Source organism: Microcoleus sp. w2-18bC1, assembly GCF_036700365.1.
Classification (GTDB): Bacteria; Cyanobacteriota; Cyanobacteriia; order Cyanobacteriales; family Microcoleaceae; genus Microcoleus.
The window spans coordinates 137,436-158,706 of the sequence record NZ_JAUBOS010000001.1 but is presented as its reverse complement, the minus strand read 5'-3'; the positions used below and the strand labels follow the sequence as shown (position 1 = coordinate 158,706).

Sequence of the window (21,271 nt, the reverse complement as noted above, 5' to 3'; positions counted from 1 at the left end):
ATAAGCCATTCCCAAATCTAAAATCTAAAATCTAAAATCTAAAATGGTATGACTTTCATCTCCCTTCAATATGCCCTGTTTCTGTTAGTTTTGTTCGCGGCTTACTGGTTGGTTCCGGTGCGGTGGTGGCGGCTGTTCATCATGTTGGCGGGTAGTTTAATTTTTTACGCTTCGCTGCAAATTTGGTACATTCCTCTGCTGTTAGTCGCTGCTTTGTTTAATTACTGCTTGGGGATGGCGATTGGGGAACCTCTGGATTGGCGGATTGCTAATGAATCTTGGAACCGCCGCCGTTTGTTGCTGCTTTGGATAGGTATCTGCCTGAATGTGTTGCTGCTTCTGGGCTTTAAGTATGTGCCTTTTTTATTGAGTTCGATCGGCACTTTGTTCAATTGGCCTGTAGCTATCGACGGCGCTGACTGGGTGAAAAGTCACGTCATCGCACCTTTGGGATTGAGTTTCTTTTGCTTTGAGTGCATTGCTTATTTGATTGATGTGTACCGAGGCGCGCCTGCTGCTACTTCGCTGCTGCACTTTGCTGCTTACAAGTTGTTTTTTCCAAAACTGATTTCCGGCCCGATTACTCGGTATCACAACTTGATCTATCAACTGAAAACCCAGCAATTTCCGACGCCCGATCGCATTTCTGAGGGACTTTGGACGATCGCCTTTGGTGCAGTAAAAAAAGGTCTTTTCGCAGATAACTTGGGAATTTATGTCGATTTAAGCTTTACCAACTTGCAGCGGGCGGGTAGCGAGGATCTGTGGCTGGCTATTTTTGCTTACGGGCTGCAACTTTATCTCGATTTTAGTGGCTATGTTGACATGGCGCGTGGTACTGCTTTGCTGCTGGGTTGGTATTTGCCACCAAATTTTGATTTTCCTTATTTTAGTGCCAGCATAGCGGATTTTTGGCGACGCTGGCACATGACTTTAGGCGACTGGCTACGCAATTATTTGTATTTTCCTTTGGGCGGTTCGCGAGTCGGTTTGTGGCGCACTTGTCTGAATTTGTCGATCGTGATGTTAATTGCGGGAATTTGGCACGGGGCAGCTTGGGGATTTATTGTGTGGGGGGGTTTACACGGTTTAGCTTTGGCTGTTCACAGGCTGACTGATGTGCTGTTTAAGCGATTGCAGATCGAGTTTTTGTGGGAAAATCCGATCGGTATTGCGATCGGTTGGCTGTTGACTCAGGCGATGGTTTTTGGTAGTTGGATATTTTTCCGTCTTCCCGATTTAAAGGATTCTGGATGGGCGATTTCGCATTTGTGGGGACACACTGCTGACGTGCAGTTTGCTGAGAAAGTTTATGGCGAAGTTTTGGGTTTGGAAAGAGTGCATTTAACTTGGATTCTGGCCGCTTTGGCTGCAGCGATGCTGGGGAATTATGCGTTGAGTCGGGGTTTGAAATTAGAGTTAAATTGGCCGCTGAAATTGGTGTTAGTGCCGCTTTGTTTGTATGCCGTTTGGGTGTTGGCTCCCGAAGGGGGTTTGCCTTATATTTATTTTGATTTTTAGGGTATTATAGCAGAAGGAATGAAGTCCGATGGAAGTCGGAAGAAAGAAGGAAGAAGCAATAAAATCAATCATTTCAGCCATTAACAACGTCCTAACCGTCTTGGCTGTTGCTATATTTGATTTTCCTTTTATTCCCCGTAAGGTGCGCCGAAGTGATTCCCCGCTTTGGTGCGCGATGACCATCCTAGAAATCACAGTCAACAGTCAACAATCATCGGACTCCGGCACACTACAACTGATAAGAACACCAGTCACTCCAGCTACCGACATAAAGTTTAGCATCGGGAATTCCGGCGATTTCTAAAGACAGTAAATTAACGCAAGCCGTCACCCCGGAACCGCAATAAACAATAATTTCTTCCGCTTTTTCTAATTCTGTCCAGCGCTGTTTTTGTTCGGATGCCGATCGCACTTTTCCAGTTTCATCCGTCACCCCTTGCCAAGGATAGTTAACCGCACCCGGAATGTGACCTGCAATGGGGTCGATCGGCTCCCGCAAACCTTCATATCTCTCACTTTCTCGCGAATCAACCAAAACCTTTCCCGGCAAGTCTTTACGCTCTTTTACCGCCTCAATATCTACCGCCAAATCCTGCTGCAAATGAGCAACAAATTTACCCTCACGGGGTTCTGGCAAAGTATTTGTTACCGGATAGCCCGCCGCTTTCCATGCGCTGAAACCGCCGTCTAACAAAGCGACTTTGCTGTGTCCCATATATCGCAGCAGCCACCACAAACGAGAGGCAAAAGCCAGCCGCGAATCGTCATAGGCGACGACTAAAGTTTCTGGTGAATTAATGCCGATCGCACTCAATTTATCAGCTAATTCTTCAATATTGGGCAGCGGATGTCTGCCGCCGTGTTTGCCCACTGAACTCGCGAGATCGCGGTTTAAATCTAAATAGAAAGCTCCCGGAATGTGACTTTCTTGATATTGTTTTTGTCCCAATTCAGGGTCGGCAAGGGAAAACCGACAGTCAATAATTACAACTTGCGGATTGTCGGTATTGGTGGCTAACCATTCAGGAGAAATGATTAAAGTGTTGTCAGTCATAATTTTTCACATCTATGTTTTAACATTTATCGGGAAGGAGCTTTTTTATCGGGTTCTGCTTTGTCGGTACGAGATTTTTTAGAATTTGCTTTCTCCGAAGCTCTTTTTTCAGAATTTAATTTTTTAGGAGTTGCTTTTTCCGAAGGTGATTTTTCGACGGGTGCGGGAGTTGGAGTTGGCAGAGGGGGAGTTACGGCTGCTTCTTGAGCGTAAAGCAGATATTTCTGATACTCGATTACTTTTGATTGAGCTAGTTGATAGTTGGGGCTAGAGACTGGTACTCTTCTCATTAATGAGACGGCTTCTTGCCAACGATCGATAACTGTAGTCCAATCGGTCTTGGTTTTTGCCGATCGCCCTAACTCTGCTGCTTTGAGTGCACTGTTAACGGCTTCTCGAAAAGTATCTGGTGCAGTATCCAGTACAGTTGCTAAATTTGCTGTTTCATCGGGATTATTCCCCGCAGTTGCTGCTGGCTGGTTCAAAATTTTACCGACAAACGCCACCACCGCGATCGCCAACATACCCGTTACTAGCCCCACTACAATGAAAGTCGAGCGCAGTCGGTTCTCAAATGCTGCAAGTTCCGACGGTTTTTCCTCCTCAATATTGTTCTCCATGTCTGTGCGATCGTCCATATTAGCAACAGCAGTATTTGGTACAGCTTCTCCTGCAAAGCTTTGTGGTTCAAAATTACTGTTCTCTAAACTAAACTCTTGACTCCAAGCAACAGCAATCTGACCGCTTTCTCGGCCCTCAACCTTCACTTTGCGAATCGAATCCGGCTGCAAATTTGTCAGCTCGGTGCGAACCAAATCAACTAATGTATTTTCTATGGGTACTTGCTCGGCCTCAAGAATTACATCCAAACAGTCGCCGTCGAGATTCGCGGAGGCTGTGATGCCTTCAGATTGCAACTGGCTGTTTAGCCAAGATGCGATAGCACTGGCGAGATTTCCCTGCTTGGCAAGTTCCTGAAAATTAAGCTCTGTCATAGCTGGACACCTGATAATGCAGAAGGTAGAAGGCAGAAAGAATGAAAAAGTCAGAAATAGTTTTTTAAAGTTGAAAACACCCTAACTGAAATTCAACAAATAGTATAATGTATCGTGGCAAATCCCAGCCCTAAGATGCAAATTATCACTGTCGCTCTCCCTCCCCGCCCTTGGGAAAAGACTCGCACTCCTTACTGCCAAACGAACTCAGGTTTTTAGTGAGGAATGCAAGTCGTCTTGGTCAGCCGCCAAATACTGCTACTGCTGCTGCAACTAGGTTTTTGATACCAGGCGCGCCAGTCCAGATATTGCAAGCATCGCCCCTAAAACCAGCATCCGCCTGGAAAAATCCTTAATCGCGCGGATGCGAGATGGGAAATTTTAGATGAAAAATTTGTGCGATCGCAGTGCCATCGGCGGACAGCGAGTGATATCATCAGTTAGTCAATATTCAAGTTTTTATAGCAAATAACTCGATCGCACAATGGTAGCAATAGCAATTTTAGCGGCTGGACGTGGCACGCGCATGAAATCTGACTTGCCTAAAGTTCTACACGAATTGGGCGGTCGATCGCTAGTTGAGCGAGTCCTCCAAAGTTGTCAAGAAATTCAAATTACGAGGCGACTTGTCATCGTCGGTTATCGAGGTGAACTCGTTAAAGAATCTCTGATTGGATGTCAAGAAAGATCAGGAAAAAATCTTGAATCTCCTCCCCTAGAATTTGTCGAACAAACCGAACAATTGGGAACAGGTCATGCCATTCAACAATTGCTGCCTCACTTAGAGGGATTTCAAGGAGATTTGCTGGTATTAAATGGGGATGTACCTTTGCTGAGGGCAGAAACTCTCAAACAATTGATGGTAATTCACAAACAGCACCAAAACTCTGCTACTTTATTGACAGCTAATTTGCCTAATCCTCAAGGGTACGGCCGAGTATTTACCGACAGTCAAAACTTAGTCCAGCAAATTGTCGAAGACCGCGACTGCACACAAGCTCAAAAGCAAAATCACCGAATTAATGCAGGTGTTTACTGTTTTCACTGGCCGGATTTAGAGAAAATTTTGCCAGAATTGAAGGCAGACAATGACCAAAAAGAATATTACCTAACTGACACGGTAAATTTCCTCAATCCGGTGATGGCGGTGGATGTGGAAGATTATCAAGAAATATTGGGAATTAACGATCGCAAACATTTAGCCACAGCTTGCGATATTTTGCAAACGCGGATAAAGGACAAATGGATGACGGCGGGAGTGACGCTGCTAGATCCCAACAGCATCACCATTGACGATACCGTAGAGTTGCAGCCGGATGTGGTAATTGAACCGCAAACTCACTTGCGGGGAAACACTTCGATCGCCTCTGGGAGTCGCATCGGCCCCGGCAGTTTGATCGAAAACAGTCAGATTGCAGAAAATGTGACTGTGCTTTATTCGGTAGTTTCTGACAGTATGGTTGCTGAAAATTCCCGCATTGGCCCTTACGCCCACTTGCGGGGACACGCAGAAATTGGGGCGAACTGCCGCGTCGGCAATTTTGTAGAATTGAAAAATACTCAAATCGGCGATCGAACTAATGTAGCTCACTTGTCTTATTTAGGCGATGCGACTTTGGGAGAAAAAGTCAACATCGGTGCTGGGACAATTACGGCGAATTATGACGGAAAAAACAAGCACAAAACTCAAATAGGCGATGGAAGTAAAACTGGTTCTAACAGCGTGCTGGTTGCACCGATAACTGTGGGGGAAGATGTTACTGTAGCGGCGGGTTCTGTGGTGACAGAAGATGTGCCGAATGATTGTTTAGTAATAGCCCGTGCCCGGCAAGTTGTCAAACCAGGTTGGAAATTGAAAGAACCTAAAAAGTGAACCATTTACTTTTTAGATGATCAGTTTCTACCCAATCGCGAGTTTCGCACTGGATACCAAAGAAACCGGGTTTTTATAACGGAAGCGATGGCAATATAGAAGAGATTTTAGTGAAAAACCCGGTTTTTGTGTAAGTCCGCCACCTTGAGAAATCGGGTCCATCGCGATCGGCTATTTTTGGTTATTTTGTTGGTGCAGATAGTTGTTAATCGCTTTAGCGATTTTTGCTTGCTGGTATGGGTTCATCGTGCGGGGTAGGGAGATGCGAGAGCCTCCACAAACTAACAGTCTGATTTCGTACCAAGTGTCATTATCCCGATCTTTTGTTCGATCGACTTCCACGCCATAAATCTCGCACAGAGAGTATTCCGTTACTTTACGTGCCAACAAACCCCGCTGTTTAATAGTCAAGGTGTTTAAAGTTCCATCGAAGCTGTAAATTTCATTATTTCTCAAGACGATCACTGCGATTCCTGCGAGCAAAAATATGCCTCCTGTCCATCCCAACCAGCGATCGTCTTGGCTTAAGCGCAGCCATCGATTTTTTGCATTGTTAACAAAAAAATTGATGTCAGAAGCCACAGCGTTTTGGGTTCCCCAATTAGTGGAGTTAGCAGTGAAAGGAACATTGCCAACAGAAGTCAAAAGTACAACTCTGGTTTTATAGCCGCATCTTTCAACTTTAGCTCCCCGCAAAGAATCCAGCTCAATTTCTTGGATGTTCGATCCCAGTAAATTCGATCGCACAATCTGGCACTTTCCTTGTTTTGCCTGCAATCGCTGGCAGCTCAGACTTGCTGCATGATAGTCAAAAGTCAGCGATATCAGTCCAAATGTCATGAATAAACAACTAGGGAACCAAAAATCAAATATGCTTTGAGTCTGAATTATTAATTCACTTGCTGTTTCCTTGATTTTTTTCATTTATCTCACCTTTTGATTCCAAAAATGAGGCTACATATCGACTTACCGACCCCGATGAGCCAAATTGTTAACTTATATATTATTTGAAGTCGTCCTTTGCCATGACCCCTTTTATTTTGCTAATAGATTAGCACTAAAATGTCTTGCCGACCACCTAGGTCGCGAGTTTACCTGTTTACCTGCGGCTGGGTTTAATATAGCTTTTCGTGATTTAAAGTAGATGAATCTTAAAAATATATTAATTATGTTATGGGAATCCTTGCAGGAGTTGTAATTTTTTTACCCCACCCCAACCCTCCCCGAACTCGCGGGGAGGAAGTAAGAAGTTCACAAATGATTTAGGATTACTATATGGGGAATGAAACGTTAGCTTTGCCCTCCGTAGGAATTTAATCACGCAGATGAGTACAGGTTTACATTTTGTTACATGGTCAGGTTTATTTGCGCCTACTTAATTATCGTTAGTTATTGATTTGGGCGATTCCCTACGGGATAGCTAGGGTTCACGGCTTTGTAGGGCAAATACATTACTAATCGTGTGATTATCGCTAATCGAGATATAGCTGCGAATCAAGTCAGCCATTTTGTATTGTTCTGTTAGTGAATAGCTTCTTAAACAGATGATATCGCCCCCGAACATCAACAAATCAACATAATAGCTACGATTTCCCTCGCTATCTCCTATTTCCTCTAATTCCACCGCAGAAATCTCGCGAGTTGAGCATTCGGTAACATCATGAAGCCACACACCCCGTCGTTTAATGGTCATTTTGCTAAAAGTTTTATCAAAAATGTATGTTTCATCTATCGCGCCGTCCAACAAAGACAGCGAAAACAACAGAAATATGCCTCCACCTATCCAATTTGATGCTAAAATTATCTGCAATAATCCAATGACGATGAAGGGACAAATTAATAGCAAACCATCCCAGGCGCTCGAAGATTGAATTGTTAGTTTAGTCGGTGTTTGGTTGAGAATTTTCATTAGTTCATTTTGGATTTTCACCAACAAGGTGAATTACTTATCTATCCGCTATATCCAATTGCTCAGGCACGGATTATTATTTAACACTGGTTTGGACGATCGCACTTTTGGTGTTGTAAACAGACTTGACAGCATAAGCATCGCCCGGACGTACCTGTAACGCTCTGTTAAAATTGATTAAAGCGGTTTGATAGTCTCCCTGTCCGTAGTAGATATAGCCGAGTTTCATCGATTGTTTGAAGTCCGAATTTTGAGCAGCAACACGAGCAGAATTAGGATTAGTTACAGGTGCAGCAGAAGTAGGATATGGCTCTTGAGAGAGTGAGGGATAAGTATTGAAATCCGAAGAAAAAGAAGATGGCGATTGCTCGTTAGACCCCAGATATACATTAGGCGCTGAAGCATCGGTTCCGAGAATACCTATTACAGGCAATAATGCAATAATAATGCCTAACAAGAAATACATTAGGAATCCAGCAAGTTGAAGTAAAAATGGTTGTCTAACTTTTTTATTACTCCAATTTTTAATATGAAATACCCAGGAAGCAAAGGGAACAAAAAAGTAAACCAATCCCCACAGAGTTTCTTGTTCAATAGCTTGAGATAATCCCCAGATATAACCAACCAAAATTAAAATAAAGCCCAGACCGCCAAAAAAGAAAACGATTGAATAGATAGACATTTTCTGTTGCTCCCGTTTGTGTAAAGTTATTTGACAAACTGTAAACGTAAGGATTGAGGCACATTTTCAACCTGAAACTCTTTCCCCTGTTTGCTGTGTTAAAAATAGATTAGCGGTGACAACAGTTCGATCGCGCACAGCGAATGTTAGGATTTTGGTTAGGAATTAGACTAGGAACTCGATCGCGACTGCCGCAAATGATACCCTCTACCCTCGATCGACCCGAAGAACCATTTGCACGCGCCAGCACCGGCTGGGACATCCAAAAGCTTTACAGCGACTTGGCAAATGCCAAACAAGAATTCGCCCCCCACACCAGAAGAGGGCTGACACCCGTAGAAAAGCGGCATCTCTGCGGCTTGCTGTGCGGCTACAGCCCAGCCGAAATTGCGGTATTTCTCAACAAACAAATCAAAGGTGTCGAAGTTGATTTGTCAAAAACTTTGTACAGATATATAGAATTATTGACAAATCGACCCCGAAATGCTCTCAAAAATTGGAGAGATGCGATCGACTGGCTGGAAATAGCCGGATATAAAACGCAGCCAAAAACCTCAACCGGCGCCATCTTAAAAGCTACTCTCCACCATTCAGACAGGATTTTGTCTGCGGCTATCAGTCCCGACGGACAATTCCTCGCAACGGGTTCTGAGGAGAGTACAGTGAAAATTTGGAGTTTGCACAGCGGGGAACTGCAGCAGACAATTTTCGGACATTCAACAGCCGTGTTGCTAGTTGCTTTCAGTCCCGCCAGCAAAACGCTGCTGACACGATCGCGCGCGGGCACAGTCAAACTCTGGAACCTGCAAAATGGCGAACTGCTGAAGCGTTTGGCAGAGGTGCACCGCCACGAATCCGTCGCAGTCAGCCCCGACTGGCAAATTTTGGCGATCGGCACCACCCGCGGCACAATCCAGCTTCAGCACCTCAACAGCGGCCAACTGCTGCAAGTTTTGGAAGGCTATCAAGGGGATGACATAAGTGCGATCGCCCTGAGTCCCAACGGCAAAATGCTAGTAGCCAGCGGACTCAATGCAGCCAGCGGTTTCTGTCGCGCCACAGTCACTTTGTGGGAATTGCCGGGAGGCGAAGTGAGGCGAACTTTTGGCAGCGAAAATTATGTAGCGATTTCTTCCGATAGCCAAATTCTTGTCAGTCACGGCGGCCAAACTATCAAACTCTGGAATTTGCAAACAGGCGAATTATTGCATTCGCTGCAAACAGGAATTCGCATCACTTCTGCCGCCGCAATTAGCCCTGATGGGAAATACTTTGCAGTGGGGTGTTTTGACGGTACTGTTAGACTTTGGAATCTTCGCGGCGAATTGCTGCACACTTTAGGTGGACATTCTAGCCCTGTGTCTGCGGTGGCGATCGGGCTTTTGGGCGAAATTCTCGTCAGCGGCGGGGAGAATGGTACTGTTAAACTTTGGCAACTGCGGATTTAAGAATATCAATTCCGGTTGCACCGTCCGTGCTTGTTGACTGTTGACTGTTGACTGTAGAAGGAGGGGTCAAAAAAATGAAAATTGCGCGAATTATTTGTTGGCAGCTTGATTAGACTTTACGCCCGAGGATGAAGCGCGGATTTGATATCATTCCGGCCGAGGCCGGAATTGATATAATATCAATTATGATGCCACCGGATTTGATATAAAACTAACGCCGATCGAGATACCCGACTTTTTGAACAAGTCGGGTATCTGAACCACATACTGACAATTTATATCGCCCTTTTAAGCAATAAAAATCAACGTTCCCTTGCTCATTTCCAAAGTATCGCCCATTTCCATACCATTGTGAAAAGCACCCAAAATCACCTCGCTAGTTTTGCCGAAAGCGATCGCCCCGCTAGCATCAATTCCAATTGCGCCAAAATCCCGTTGACGTTCGTCAGCTTCAGTAAAAGAACGCTCAAAAGCAGCTTTCAAACTCAAACCATCTGTTACCCGAATCACAATTCGCGCGGCCAAACACTCGTCCATAATGTGCTCGCCAATCCCCGTACAGCTTACCGCCGCACTTTGGGCCGCGTAATTTCCCGCCGGCATCGCCGAGTCGCTAACCCGCCCAATCCGCTCAAAACCCTTGCCACCAGTCGAAGTCCCAGCAGCCAAGCGTCCATGTACATCCAAAGCTACGACTCCGATCGTACCCACACCGGCCGGTTCGGCAACCACGTCAGCCATTGCTTTACTAAAATTGCCTTGGCGTTCCTGCATCCACTCGTGCAAACGCAAATCCGTCATCGGATCGTAAATCGGCAATTGAAGTTCTCGCAACAATTCCGCCGAACCAAAATCAGAGAGAACTCGATCGTCCGAATGCTGCAAAAATTGAGCAAGTTCGATCGGATGTTGAACGCGAGAAACATTAATCGCCCCGCTGAAACGCTGCATCAAACCATCCATCAGGGAAGCACTCATCCGAATTTGACCGTCCGACTGCACTACAGAACCAGTACCGGCATTGAATCGCGGGTCATCTTCCAATAATTGGCACCCCCGCACCACTGCATCTACGGCACTTGCACCGTCTTTCAGCAGCGGATAAACTTCCTCCAAAACATCGTAAAGCGATTTCCGCACCGCCTCAATTCCGCCTTTACTATGTAGAGAACTGCCGGCACCGCCGTGAATAACTAGCTTTGGTTGCACTTGTAGCGATGCCATAATTTTTAACCTAAAATTTTTCCTTTGCAATCTTAGCTTTGATCGAGCAAATTACCGTAAATTATTAATCTTAAGCGGCGAAACGGCGGCGACGACAACGCTCGGAGCAGTATTTAACCTCATCCCAGCAGTTGGCCCATTTTTTGCGCCAAGTAAAAGGTCGATCGCACACCGGGCACATTTTTGTTGGTAAATCAGATTTCGATCGTTGCTTAGCCATGCTAATTTTGACAAGAGATTAACTAATTCACATCTTGTACCATTTTTATGAACAGGCAAGATGCCTGTTCCACTCATAGTTAAATTTGATTGTGGAACAGGCATCTTGCCTGTTGCTAAGGAAACAACATAATTTCTGCCAAACACCTCCCAAATAAAAATGCTCGAAAAGGCCGAGGCCAACATCCGAATAGTCTTAGTCGAACCAGCAGGGCCCTTGAATGTGGGTTCTGTTGCCCGCGTGATGAAAAATATGGGTTTGCACCAATTAGTTTTGGTAAATCCCCAATGCGATTATTTAGGGGAAGAATCCCGACTGATGGCAGTTCGCGCCGCCGACATATTGGAAACGGCGAAAGTAGTCGAGAGTTTGCCCGCTGCTTTGGTTGGGTGTGTCAGAGCGATCGCAACTACAGGAGATGATAGTCGATCGTTGCCAACACAACTAGAAGAACCCGCAGAGGCCTTGCCTTGGCTCCTAGAAGCCCCCAGCGCCCTCATTTTCGGCCGAGAAGACTGCGGCTTGACCAATGCCGAATTAAACCGCGCTCAACGCCTGATTCGCATTCCCAGCAGCGATGCCTACACTTCCCTAAATCTCGCCCAAGCCGTCGCTATCTGCTGTTACGAACTATACAAGTCAGTTGTCAGTTGTCAGTTGTCAGTTGTCAGTGGCCAGAAGGAATCGGCTCCCTTGGAAAATTTAGAGGGATATTACCAGCAACTAGAAACACTGTTACTCAAAATAAAATATTTGCAGCCGCACACAGCAGCAAGCCGGATGGAAAAATTTCGGCGTTTGTACAACAGAGCCTATCCCACAGTGGATGAAGTCGCCATGCTGCGGGGCGTCCTCCGCCAAACAGAATGGGCAATCAAAACTTACCCACGAGAGGCAAATTCTGATACTCTGGATGGGGCGTTGCCGGAAAATCTAATGGATAGCTAGCAGAAATGCTGATAATTGGGGATGTGAGATTGAGGATTTTTTTCACAGAGAACTTTCCTGCACCCACTTGTCACCTTCATCACAGAGTTTCTTGACTAAAAACCTAAGCTTTGCGATAATTTGCGAGCAATAAACCCGGTTGCTGATATCCTGCAGCGTCTGGGGCAAATCTAAAATCTAAAATCTAAAATCTAAAATTTAAAATTGATTGGCTGGCAAGCTGAAAAATCTTAAACTTGAACTTTACATTAGTGATGAAGGAGTAAGACGTGGCAGAGCGGTTTCCCAAAGGATCGATATTATCCGTGATATCCTCGATATCTTCTCCCAACTCCGGCTCAAAGCAGCCTAAGTCCGGCAAAGCAAGTCAGTCTGGCAAATCGGGCCGCCGCCGCCCTCCGCAACCGCAAAACGGCAACCCAGAAATCCGATCGCCCGAACCTGCGACTTTGCCACAGCAACAGGGCCGCGGCAGCAGAAATGGAGCCAATTCTCCCACATCTTCGGAAGAATTTACTACACAAGACTTTTTATCCGATCCTCGATCGGCAATTAACCCCAGAAAACCCAGAACCAGCAAAACTCCGCAGTCGAAGACTCGCCAACCCCGCAAAAAAGGCCTCGCTGCTGTTGATATGTTTGAGTTTCCCGATCCGAATCAGGAGCGGGAAAATGTGAGTTCGATCGCCAGCAATCCCAACAGCCAGCCGCCAACTGCCCCACCCCCTGCAACCCGTGGAAGTCGTCCCAGTTCGCCCCCAGTTCGCATTTCAGACACGGTAATCCCCGCAGATGCCAAAAAACCCCCCGTGCCTAAACCGCGCCCAAAAGCGAGTGAGAGACCGGGTAAACGCTCTGCACCTCGGAGCGTACCGCCGTTGGTGTACGCTACTCGCTTGCTGATTCTGGGAGTTGGCATAGCGGTGATTTGCGGTACGCTGCTGTCGGTGGTAAATGCTGTGAGTCGAGCATCCACTGTAGCGCCAGAAGAACAAACCACCGCAGGGCAGAAAAACCCAGATGCAGGCGACAGCGCATCTGCAGCAGCGGTGACAGGAGAAGTGCTGCAACTGAATCAAGAATTAGGAGCTTTGAAAACCCAAGTTCAGGTTTTAGCAACAGAAAATCCTAGTTTGACAGCCGGAATATTTCTAGTCGATTTAGATACTGGAAGCTACCTAAATTTTAATGGCGATACTGCTTTTGCTTCAGCTAGTACGATTAAAGTGCCAATTTTAGTAGCTTTTTTCCAAGCAGTAGATGAGGGCAAAGTGCAGTTAGATCAGGTGCTGACGCTGAAGTCCGAACACATTGTCGGCGGTTCTGGGGATATGCAAGACCAGGCTCCTGGCAAGAAGTATTCGGCTTTGGAAGTTGCCCAAAAAATGATTGTTGTCAGTGACAATACGGCGACAAATATGATGATTGAGTTGTTGGGAGGTGCTGAGATGTTGAATCAGCAGTTTGCCAATTGGGGTTTGAGGGCGACGGTTCTCCGCAATAATTTGCCTGATTTGGAGGGAACTAACACTACCAGTCCGCAGGATTTGATTAATATCATAGCCCAGATTGACCGGGGTAATTTGGTATCCGTCAAGTCGCGCGATCGCATTTTGCAAATCATGCGCCAAACTAGAAATGATTCTTTGCTGCCGAAAGGTTTAGGCGAAGGTTCAGTTATTGCTCACAAAACCGGCAACATTGATACAATGCTGGCGGATGCGGGGATGGTGGATTTGCCGAATGGTAAGCGTTATTTGGTGGCGGTGATGGTGAAGCATTCACCGGAAACAGAGAAGCCAGCTCAAACATTGATTCGGGAGATTTCTCGGATGAGTTACCGCTATTTGTACGGTGGGGAAACGCCAGCCGATTCACAAGTGAAAATTAAAAATTGAAAATTTAACCGGGTTTTTTCAGGCAAGTGTTGTAGACTTTATCAAACTATAAATCAGTTTGTATTATGAAACTAAACATCCGCCTTGCTTGTCTAGTAGCGCTCTCAACTTTAGCCGTTGGAGTCTTCCCTACCTTGAGTAATGCTAATCCTGCTCCTGAATCTGAGACGGACGGCGTGAGAGTGATCAACAATAATATCGAACTCAATCGGGCAAAAAACTTAGCCCGTCAAGCAGCAGAAAGGGCTAATGGGGGTTTAGGCAACTATCGAGCTGAAGCTTCTATGCACGGTATTTCTAGGGAATCGCCTTTTGTAGACAATGGCGATGGAACTTGGACTTTTACTTTTAAGGGTTCCAAGCCTGGTTCGTCTGTCTTTACGGTAGAAACGGTTGTTACGGTTTCCCAAGATGGCCGAATCAGAGTTGATTACAATGGGCAAATTCGCCAGTTATCTCCATTGTGAACAACTGTGTAAATATCGGGCTATGCAGTTTTAATCCTCGATCGAAATTTAAGTTAACGGCATTTTTTCCCTTTGTTACAATCAAGGGAATTCCCATCCTCAGATCAGCACTAATGCAAATTATCCTAGAAGTTCCCGATATCCTTGGCGAAAAACTGCAACAATTGGGCGATCGTCTCCCGGAAGCCCTGGATCGCGCACTTCGGGAACTCGCCCCCGCAGAAACCATCCCCTACCAAGACGATCGCCAAATCGTCGAACTGCTAGCGAGTCAACCCAGCCCAGAAGAAATCCTCGCAATCCGCCCCACACCTGCGTTGCAAGCCCGCATGAGCCAACTGCTCGATCGCAATAAATCCGGCACTATTTCGGCCAGAGAGGAAGTCGAACTCGATCGCTATTTGCTGTTAGAACATTGGGTGCGTTTAGCCAAAGCTCACGCCTACAAACGCTTACAGACAGAAGCATGAGTTATGTACCAGCCACTCTGCGTCGCGTCGTCACCCAACGCGCCGGAGAGCAATGCGAGTATTGTCGATTTCCCCAAACGGCTTCACTCTTTGCTTTTGAAATGGAACACATCATTGCTGAAAAACATGATGGGGTCACGGAAGCTGAAAACCTAGCGTTATCCTGTCCTTGCTGCAACCGTTTCAAAGGAACTGACCTAGGTTCCATCGACCCTGAGACAGGACAGCTAACTCCCTTTTTTAATCCCCGCCTCCAGGAATGGTCAGACCACTTTCGGCTAGAAGGAGGAGTAATCGTCCCACGGACACCAGAAGGGCGCGTAACCGCTAAAATTCTGCAATTTAACCTCCTAGAACGCATCCTCGAACGCGAGCAACTTATCAGTATGGGGCAATATCCAGCACCCCGCCCACAAACCACATAAACAGTAGGTGATTGTATGAAATCAACTTAACGATGCAGATTATAGCAATAATTTAGAGAAGTGGTATTACAAAACAAATGAATAATTTTAATTGTGAAAAAACCTTATAACTGGAATCGTCTTATAGACTCCTTGGGTGATTGTAATTCCCCCTATGCTTATATAGTAGCTTATTATCTTTCAAGATTTGATAGATATGCTTATCAGAAATTGGGATTTGGTAATAGGACTGATACCCATGAAAAAATAGGCTCTCTACTTGGAATTTCCGCTAATACAATCAAAAATTTGAGAGATGCTTTTGATCCTTACCATGAAAATAGGCGTAGAGGCTGGTGGCAGAGAGAGTTATGGCGTTGTGAGAAAGAAATTTATGAAGGATTTAAAGAATATTCTGAAGAAGAACTCTATGTTTTAGTTTGCAAAATGTTAACTATACCCAAGCTTGATTTTGAACAGCTTTTCGATTCTTTTAGTGTCTCCGATGATACGCTAATATTTCCTGATGAAGTCGGAGAAGCAGAGGAAACTAAAACTTTTAAAGAAGGTTCTATCCGTCAAATACAAGTTAATGCTTATGAACGAAATAATCAAGCTCGCAAAGAATGTATTGAACATTATGGGCTAAATTGTTATGTTTGCAAGTTTAACTTTGAAAAAGTTTTTGGAGAAATAGGTAAAGGTTTTATTCATGTTCACCATATAATTCCTTTATCTGAAATTAATCAAGAATATGAAGTTAATCCTATTCAAGATTTATGTCCACTATGTCCTAACTGTCATGCAATGATTCATAGGAAATATCCTCCATTTACTATTGAAAAAATTAAAGATTTACTTAGTAAAAACTGACTTCGTAGATAGATGTCCAAGATATTTTATGAGATCATAGAGGCTCAAACCCTTGCCGCACAAGCCATACAGCCGAAAGATTTGACAATCAAGCATCCAGGATACAAGCCCCCGGATTCATCTGTCCAGAAATAAAAAATCTGTATCCGATAAACCAGCCCCCGAATTGATCCGTGGGGTCAATGCTTCAATCGAAAATCTAAAATCGAAAATCTAAAATCGATTGACCCCTCAAAAAAGCACCTACCGATTCACGGAAATTTCAGGAACCAGAAAGCGATTAAACACTCGCGACTGCTAACTGTTCCGCCGCCTCTTTTTCGTTCATCTCGTCGAGTTTCTGCCAAACTTGCTGCATCAATTCATCCAATCCAACTCTACTAACGGCGGAAATCAACAAAACAGGAGCGCCACTAATTTCTTTAATTCGGCTGATTAAATTACCGATTTCTTCGCTTTCGAGGTCGATCGCATCTACTTTATTAAAAGCCAAAATCTGCGGTCGATCGGCTAAACCACGCCTGTAAGCCTTTAATTCTTCCTGAATTGTGACATAATTGGCGATCGGATCTTCATCGGTAATATCGATCAAATGCAGCAACAACCGAGTCCGCTCAATGTGCCGCAAAAACTCGTAACCCAAACCAGCACCTTCGTGCGCCCCCTCAATCAATCCCGGAATGTCTGCAAACACCGTACCGTCTCCAGTCGGTTTTCTGACTACGCCCAAATTTGGGACTAAAGTTGTAAACGGATAATCTGCTATTTTGGGGCGAGCCGCAGACAAAGCTGAAATTAAGGTGGATTTGCCAGCATTGGGCATCCCCAGAATTCCCACTTCAGCTAATAGCTTCAATTCCAAACGCAAAAATTTGTGTTCACCTTCTTTTCCCGGCATCGCATAATCTGGAGCACGGTTGGAATTGGTCAAAAAACACTTGTTTCCCAAACCGCCTTTGCCGCCTTTAGCTACGCAAAAAGTCTGTCCGGGCGTCACTAAATCTGCTAAGATTGCCTGAGTTTCAGCGTCGTAAACAACTGTACCGCAGGGAACTTCGATCGTGCGATCGTCCCCACCGGCACCGGTCATATTTTTCGGCGCGCCCCGCTTCCCGTCATCGGCTTTAAAAATCCGGTTGTACTGAAAATCTAGCAGCGTTTGCAGGCTTTCCACTGCCACCATATACACGGAACCGCCTTTGCCGCCCGTCCCGCCAGAGGGGCCGCCCGCCGGTACATACTTTTCTCTGCGAAAAGCTACCATACCGTCGCCGCCTTTGCCGGCTGCGACTTGAATATCTGCTCGATCGATAAATTGCATAATTTAGTCAGTAGTCAATAGTCAGTTGTCAGTTGTCAGTTGTCAATAGTCAGTAGTTATTATGATACCAGATCCAAGTACCATATTTCTCTTTTTCTTTAGTCCGGGTCGGCAGACGCCAGCCAAGTTTAGTTGCAACTTACAGTTGCCCGAAAATTATAATTATACCAATTTTTAAAAGTAGTGCAGAGCGAGAGATTGTAAGCGAGCATTTGTAGAGAAACGGCAATGCTGTGTCCGGCTCCAAAATTTGCGATTTTTAATAATTTGTATAAGATTGAGGATTGTACTAAGACTTTTATTGAAGTAGTATCAAAGCAAATTTTCTCTTAGCAAGACTTACCTACAAAAACTGAATAAACCGGGTTTTTCTACTGGCTTTTTCTACGGGCGCGGATGGGTGTAACGATGTTTTGTCCTAGAAAAACCCGGTTTTTGCATCCTGGACTAATTAGTAGTCCTTGGTTAATAGTTATAGTCATTAATCCAAGATTTCACAAGAATGACAACTGACTACTAACAACTGACTACTAACAACTGCCTACTGACAACTGCCTACTGACAACTGCCTACTGACAACTGCCTACTGACAACTGCCTACTGACAACTGTCTACTGACAACTGCCTACTGACTACTAACAATAGGACGATACATCTTCCTTACATTCATCTGCCAAATAGCAGAGAGCTCGAAAGCGCATCCCGACTAACTGTTCGTAAAGCGGATTAATCTGGCACATCGCCGGAATATGGACGATTTTGCGACCAAATAACACGATATCTCGCTCAAACGGACACTGGGGCGGAATAATTTTACAGACAAAGTGTGCCAATTTTGGGTCGTGAATTTCCCAGCCGTCAAGCCAGTCTTTGACGGGTTGCAGGACATTTTTGTGGTGAGGTTGAGGTAGCCGAGATGAAAGGGGTGTTCCGGCGGCGGGGGCGACATTCGCATCAAAAACTATTTGGCTGCTGGGCCCCTGCGAATCATCGCATTTGCTGTCTTCGATGGTGTGTCGCAGAGCTTCGATCGCCTCTACATTGTGCCCCAAAGCTGTGCAAAATTTAGAGATTACCTCGTCTTCGCTGAGCGAGTAGGTACCGTCTGCCAAAGCTACCATGACTGCTGTCCTTAAAAAATCCTCGCCTTTGGCGGTGTCTTTCCCTAACACAGCGGCTAATTCCTCTGGGGCAATAGGTTCAAAGCCCTCGTCAAAAGATACCGGGTGTAGTTCATCCTGAGTTAGATTTGCAATCATTTTTTGCTCGTCTTCGTCAAAGTTGCCGTCTGCCCAAGCAATTGTCAGCAATCCCCGCAGCCAAGCAGTAATCTCTTCATTGGTGCAGGAAGATTTAGCGTTACTCATTAGCATTTCCACTTGGATGTACCAGTCAATTTGTTCGTTTATAGCGGACTCAATATTCCCCTCCCAATAATTTTTACTGGTTTTTTGGTCGATCGATGATCTATTTGTGGAAGGTTTGTGCCTGAAGATTGCTCCAAACGCTTGTAGTGGACGTGTTAAAAGCATATTTGTTTCTCAGCAGCATCGCTGACTAGCGAGCTAATCTATTGGCTAATCCTATTCCATAAAAAGTCATCTATCGAGAGGAATAGGTTTGTTGAATTCATCTTAACTTTAGTTGCACCCATCAAGATGACGATCGAATTTTATGCAAGCCCGATTGCCATTAGCCACCCAATTTTTCGCAAGAAATCAAAGGTTGGCAAGGGTTGGATCTAATCAGACACTGGGTTTGTCACCCAGGGGCGATCGAACTTCGCTCTCTTTACATTTTAATATATATTTTTGTAAATTTTTCTGTGCCGGCAGCGTCATATTAACAGCTAGCCGGATTTAAGCTGTTGAAATAAAAATATCTGAGGAAACTGTTGCTGCCGGTTAACCGTTGTGATTGCTGTGTCCGCCTAAAAATGAGAAAAACTTTAACTTCGGCGGCACAAAATCCAGCGCAATTCCATTGGCGGGCGGGCGTTTGCCATTGGGAAGACATCTCGACCGGTGGCCCAACTGGGAAACCAGGGCGTTGGTGGCCAGGCTTCTTCCGGCAGGTGGTGGCGTTCATATTCAAACACCAATTCGTTGGATATTGGGACTAAGGGCAACCCTTCCATGGCGGTGGCGAGTTCTTGGGGGGTAAATAAAGTAGACCAGGAGAGTTGGGCAACTTGTCGCACGAGGGCATCTGGCTGATAGTCACCGACGGTTAAAAAGGTGCTGAACAGCAACAGGCCTCCGGGAGACAGGGAATCGCACATTTTAGCGAGGAAAAGCCGTACTTGATCGCTGTCTCGAAAATGTGAGATGACTTCGGCGGCAACTGCCAACTGGTAGCGGGCTGGTTTCATCCGCATTAAGGGATCGAGCACATCGCCTTCAGTCACTGTCACGGGAAGGTTTTCGGCTGTTACTGCGGCTTTCAATTGTTCTGCAAAAGCTGGGGCTAGTTCGATCGCATCTACAGAATAGCCCAGTCTCGCCAGGGGCAAGGTATTGCGGCCGGTACCAGCGCCCACGTCCAAAATCCGCACTCGATCGGGTGTACCCAATTTAGCAGCCGTGGTCATTAATTTTGCATCGGGATGAGAGCCGAAAAGCGGAGGTTCTCTGGTGTCTACCCAGCTTTTGTACTGTTCTCCAACTGTTGAGCTAGTAACAATGACTTTGCAAGCTAAACCGGTTTGCGGTGGCTGCACTGATTCGTATTGCAGGATCAGCATCGATGCTGTAGAGGTGCGGTAGCCTTGTTCTAACTTGGTAGCTAAAAGCTTGCTGAGTTCGTCTCTGCGGTCTTCGGGCAGGGGTCTGTCGAGAGTGCTAAATAGCTTTTCTATGGACTTGAGATAGTGGTTTAGCATTCCCGGTATGCAGGGGAAAATTAATTCTCCGCGAGCGTTTATGCGAGTATTAATTTTGTAGAGGATTGCTTGCTGGAGAATGTCGGGATTTACTACCAGCGGTAGCTGTTCGGTCTGGTCGATCGTACTTTCGGCGCCCATAGATTCCGCGAAGAAGGAAGAAGGAAGTTCGGCAACGGATTGTTTAACTGATGTAACGGATGTCAGGAAGAAGGAATCCGTGTACAAGATTTAACGGATTTAACCGATGGATTTTGAGGCTTGAGGTTGGAGGTTCGGGGGAATTACGTTGAGAGCTGACTGTACAATTCAAGAGTATAAAAAAGCCGATTTTAGATTTATTTGGTTTGGTTGCTTAGTCTTTTTAGATTGTATTAAATCAGATTTGAGAGCTTTATTTTGGATAAATCTCAAGTCTAAAATCTCAAATCGACCTAGCCCAAAACCCCAGTAGGTTCCAAAATCGGAGTTAGTATCAAGAAAAGCTGTAGCGGATTTAAATTGTATCTTTCACGGCGAGGTGGAAAAAGCGTCAAATCCTCTCGCCTTCTCCCCTCTATCCTTCCCCTCGTCAGCCATAACAGGCAATTTATATGGGTAGCAAATTAAAGCTGGGCTTAGTTGCTGCCGGTAAAAGTCACTAGGGGGAACTTTGACTGAGCTTCAGTCATCGGGCGCCGTCTGCCTTCCTCTTGCCAGTAGTTGATGACTTCTGTGGCTTGGTTGAGGATTTCGACACGATCGTTGTCAGCAATCCAGTGTTTGGCTTCGAGTTCGTTTTTGAGGTCTTCCCACGCATCTTTGCGGGGCCAGAAAAAGTAGGATGTCAGCGGGCTAGTTCCTTTGCCGACAACTTGGTCAACGGCGAGGGCAACATTCTCTTCTAGCCAGAGAACTTTTAAGATGAACTTGGACAAGCAAACCTCCAGGGTTCCGATCGAACTTGTTAAAAATTTCTACAATCGCTAAGCGTAGCACACTCTGTTCGATAATTGGTCATCGGCCATGAAAAGTTTTCTGGCGCGGCTGGTTTTAGCGCCACTCAGGGGCTGGGAACAGATAAAATTTGGGTTCTCACCGGCC

At 45.5% G+C, this 21,271-nt stretch carries 20 protein-coding genes; 9 read left to right on the top strand and 11 right to left on the bottom strand.

The features are described 5' to 3' along the window. The first annotated feature begins 48 nt into the window (after positions 1 to 48). The gene (locus QT979_RS00615; protein WP_333210014.1) at positions 49 to 1,521 is read left to right on the top strand and encodes an MBOAT family protein; all 1,473 of its coding nucleotides are present in this window, start codon (positions 49 to 51) and stop codon (positions 1,519 to 1,521) included. 229 nt (positions 1,522 to 1,750) lie between these two features. On the opposite strand, the gene QT979_RS00610 is transcribed toward QT979_RS00615, so the two are convergent. After that, on the bottom strand, positions 1,751 to 2,575 hold the full coding sequence (locus QT979_RS00610; protein WP_333307532.1) for a sulfurtransferase: 825 nt from the start codon (positions 2,573 to 2,575) through the stop codon (positions 1,751 to 1,753). Between the two features lie 26 nt (positions 2,576 to 2,601). Beyond that, a complete protein-coding gene (locus QT979_RS00605; RefSeq protein ID WP_333210010.1) occupies positions 2,602 to 3,570 on the bottom strand; it encodes a hypothetical protein in 969 nt (322 codons plus the stop codon). A 484-nt stretch (positions 3,571 to 4,054) separates the two neighbouring features. Between QT979_RS00605 and glmU the strand changes: the two genes are divergently transcribed. Continuing rightward, on the top strand, positions 4,055 to 5,443 hold the full coding sequence (gene glmU / locus QT979_RS00600) for a bifunctional UDP-N-acetylglucosamine diphosphorylase/glucosamine-1-phosphate N-acetyltransferase GlmU (protein ID WP_333210009.1): 1,389 nt from the start codon (positions 4,055 to 4,057) through the stop codon (positions 5,441 to 5,443). A gap of 171 nt (positions 5,444 to 5,614) precedes the next feature. Here glmU and QT979_RS00595 read toward each other — a convergent pair whose 3' ends face one another. The 3 genes from QT979_RS00595 to QT979_RS00585 form a co-directional block, all read right to left on the bottom strand. Continuing rightward, a complete protein-coding gene (locus QT979_RS00595; RefSeq protein ID WP_333307529.1) occupies positions 5,615 to 6,367 on the bottom strand; it encodes a hypothetical protein in 753 nt (250 codons plus the stop codon). A gap of 496 nt (positions 6,368 to 6,863) precedes the next feature. Further along, entirely contained in the window at positions 6,864 to 7,352 is a 489-nt protein-coding gene (locus tag QT979_RS00590; RefSeq protein WP_333307526.1) for a hypothetical protein, read from the bottom strand. Positions 7,353 to 7,428: 76 nt separating this feature from the next. Then, positions 7,429 to 8,034 carry a hypothetical protein gene (locus QT979_RS00585; RefSeq protein ID WP_333210003.1) on the bottom strand — a complete coding sequence of 202 codons (606 nt, stop codon included), beginning with the start codon at positions 8,032 to 8,034 and terminating at the stop codon, positions 7,429 to 7,431. Between the two features lie 143 nt (positions 8,035 to 8,177). Here QT979_RS00585 and QT979_RS00580 point away from each other — a divergent pair, with 143 nt between their 5' ends. Beyond that, positions 8,178 to 9,482 carry a WD40 repeat domain-containing protein gene (locus QT979_RS00580; RefSeq protein WP_333210001.1) on the top strand — a complete coding sequence of 435 codons (1,305 nt, stop codon included), beginning with the start codon at positions 8,178 to 8,180 and terminating at the stop codon, positions 9,480 to 9,482. Between the two features lie 288 nt (positions 9,483 to 9,770). Here QT979_RS00580 and QT979_RS00575 read toward each other — a convergent pair whose 3' ends face one another. Together QT979_RS00575 and QT979_RS28930 are read right to left on the bottom strand one after the other, a co-directional pair. Then, positions 9,771 to 10,706 carry an isoaspartyl peptidase/L-asparaginase gene (locus tag QT979_RS00575; protein WP_333209999.1) on the bottom strand — a complete coding sequence of 312 codons (936 nt, stop codon included), beginning with the start codon at positions 10,704 to 10,706 and terminating at the stop codon, positions 9,771 to 9,773. 51 nt (positions 10,707 to 10,757) lie between these two features. Then, positions 10,758 to 11,030: a hypothetical protein gene (locus QT979_RS28930; protein ID WP_445304747.1), complete on the bottom strand. Its 273-nt coding sequence runs from the start codon at positions 11,028 to 11,030 to the stop codon at positions 10,758 to 10,760. Positions 11,031 to 11,085: 55 nt separating this feature from the next. On the opposite strand from QT979_RS28930, the gene QT979_RS00565 reads away from it, so the two are divergent. The 6 genes from QT979_RS00565 to QT979_RS00540 all read left to right on the top strand — a co-directional run bounded on the left by QT979_RS00565 (position 11,086) and on the right by QT979_RS00540 (position 15,986). Continuing rightward, complete coding sequence (locus tag QT979_RS00565; RefSeq protein WP_333209996.1) at positions 11,086 to 11,874, top strand: RNA methyltransferase; 789 nt, start codon at positions 11,086 to 11,088, stop codon at positions 11,872 to 11,874. Positions 11,875 to 12,179: 305 nt separating this feature from the next. After that, the gene (locus tag QT979_RS00560) at positions 12,180 to 13,772 is read left to right on the top strand and encodes a serine hydrolase (protein ID WP_333307519.1); all 1,593 of its coding nucleotides are present in this window, start codon (positions 12,180 to 12,182) and stop codon (positions 13,770 to 13,772) included. A 65-nt stretch (positions 13,773 to 13,837) separates the two neighbouring features. Then, entirely contained in the window at positions 13,838 to 14,239 is a 402-nt protein-coding gene (locus QT979_RS00555; protein ID WP_333232593.1) for a hypothetical protein, read from the top strand. 113 nt (positions 14,240 to 14,352) lie between these two features. Next, positions 14,353 to 14,709 carry a hypothetical protein gene (locus QT979_RS00550; protein ID WP_333209990.1) on the top strand — a complete coding sequence of 119 codons (357 nt, stop codon included), beginning with the start codon at positions 14,353 to 14,355 and terminating at the stop codon, positions 14,707 to 14,709. Further along, positions 14,706 to 15,134, top strand: a complete 429-nt coding sequence (locus QT979_RS00545; protein WP_333209988.1) for an HNH endonuclease signature motif containing protein — start codon at positions 14,706 to 14,708, stop codon at positions 15,132 to 15,134. The genes QT979_RS00550 and QT979_RS00545 overlap by 4 nt, the downstream gene beginning before the upstream one ends. A gap of 93 nt (positions 15,135 to 15,227) precedes the next feature. Continuing rightward, positions 15,228 to 15,986 carry an HNH endonuclease gene (locus tag QT979_RS00540; protein ID WP_333209986.1) on the top strand — a complete coding sequence of 253 codons (759 nt, stop codon included), beginning with the start codon at positions 15,228 to 15,230 and terminating at the stop codon, positions 15,984 to 15,986. A gap of 280 nt (positions 15,987 to 16,266) precedes the next feature. On the opposite strand, the gene obgE is transcribed toward QT979_RS00540, so the two are convergent. The 4 genes from obgE to QT979_RS00520 form a co-directional block, all read right to left on the bottom strand. Next, a complete protein-coding gene (gene obgE / locus QT979_RS00535; RefSeq protein ID WP_333209984.1) occupies positions 16,267 to 17,307 on the bottom strand; it encodes a GTPase ObgE in 1,041 nt (346 codons plus the stop codon). Positions 17,308 to 17,942: 635 nt separating this feature from the next. Then, complete coding sequence (locus QT979_RS00530; protein ID WP_333307514.1) at positions 17,943 to 18,839, bottom strand: Mo-dependent nitrogenase C-terminal domain-containing protein; 897 nt, start codon at positions 18,837 to 18,839, stop codon at positions 17,943 to 17,945. Between the two features lie 416 nt (positions 18,840 to 19,255). After that, the gene (locus tag QT979_RS00525) at positions 19,256 to 20,416 is read right to left on the bottom strand and encodes a class I SAM-dependent methyltransferase (protein WP_333307511.1); all 1,161 of its coding nucleotides are present in this window, start codon (positions 20,414 to 20,416) and stop codon (positions 19,256 to 19,258) included. 389 nt (positions 20,417 to 20,805) lie between these two features. Further along, positions 20,806 to 21,117: a 30S ribosomal protein PSRP-3 gene (locus tag QT979_RS00520; RefSeq protein WP_333056906.1), complete on the bottom strand. Its 312-nt coding sequence runs from the start codon at positions 21,115 to 21,117 to the stop codon at positions 20,806 to 20,808. Positions 21,118 to 21,271 lie beyond the last annotated feature (154 nt).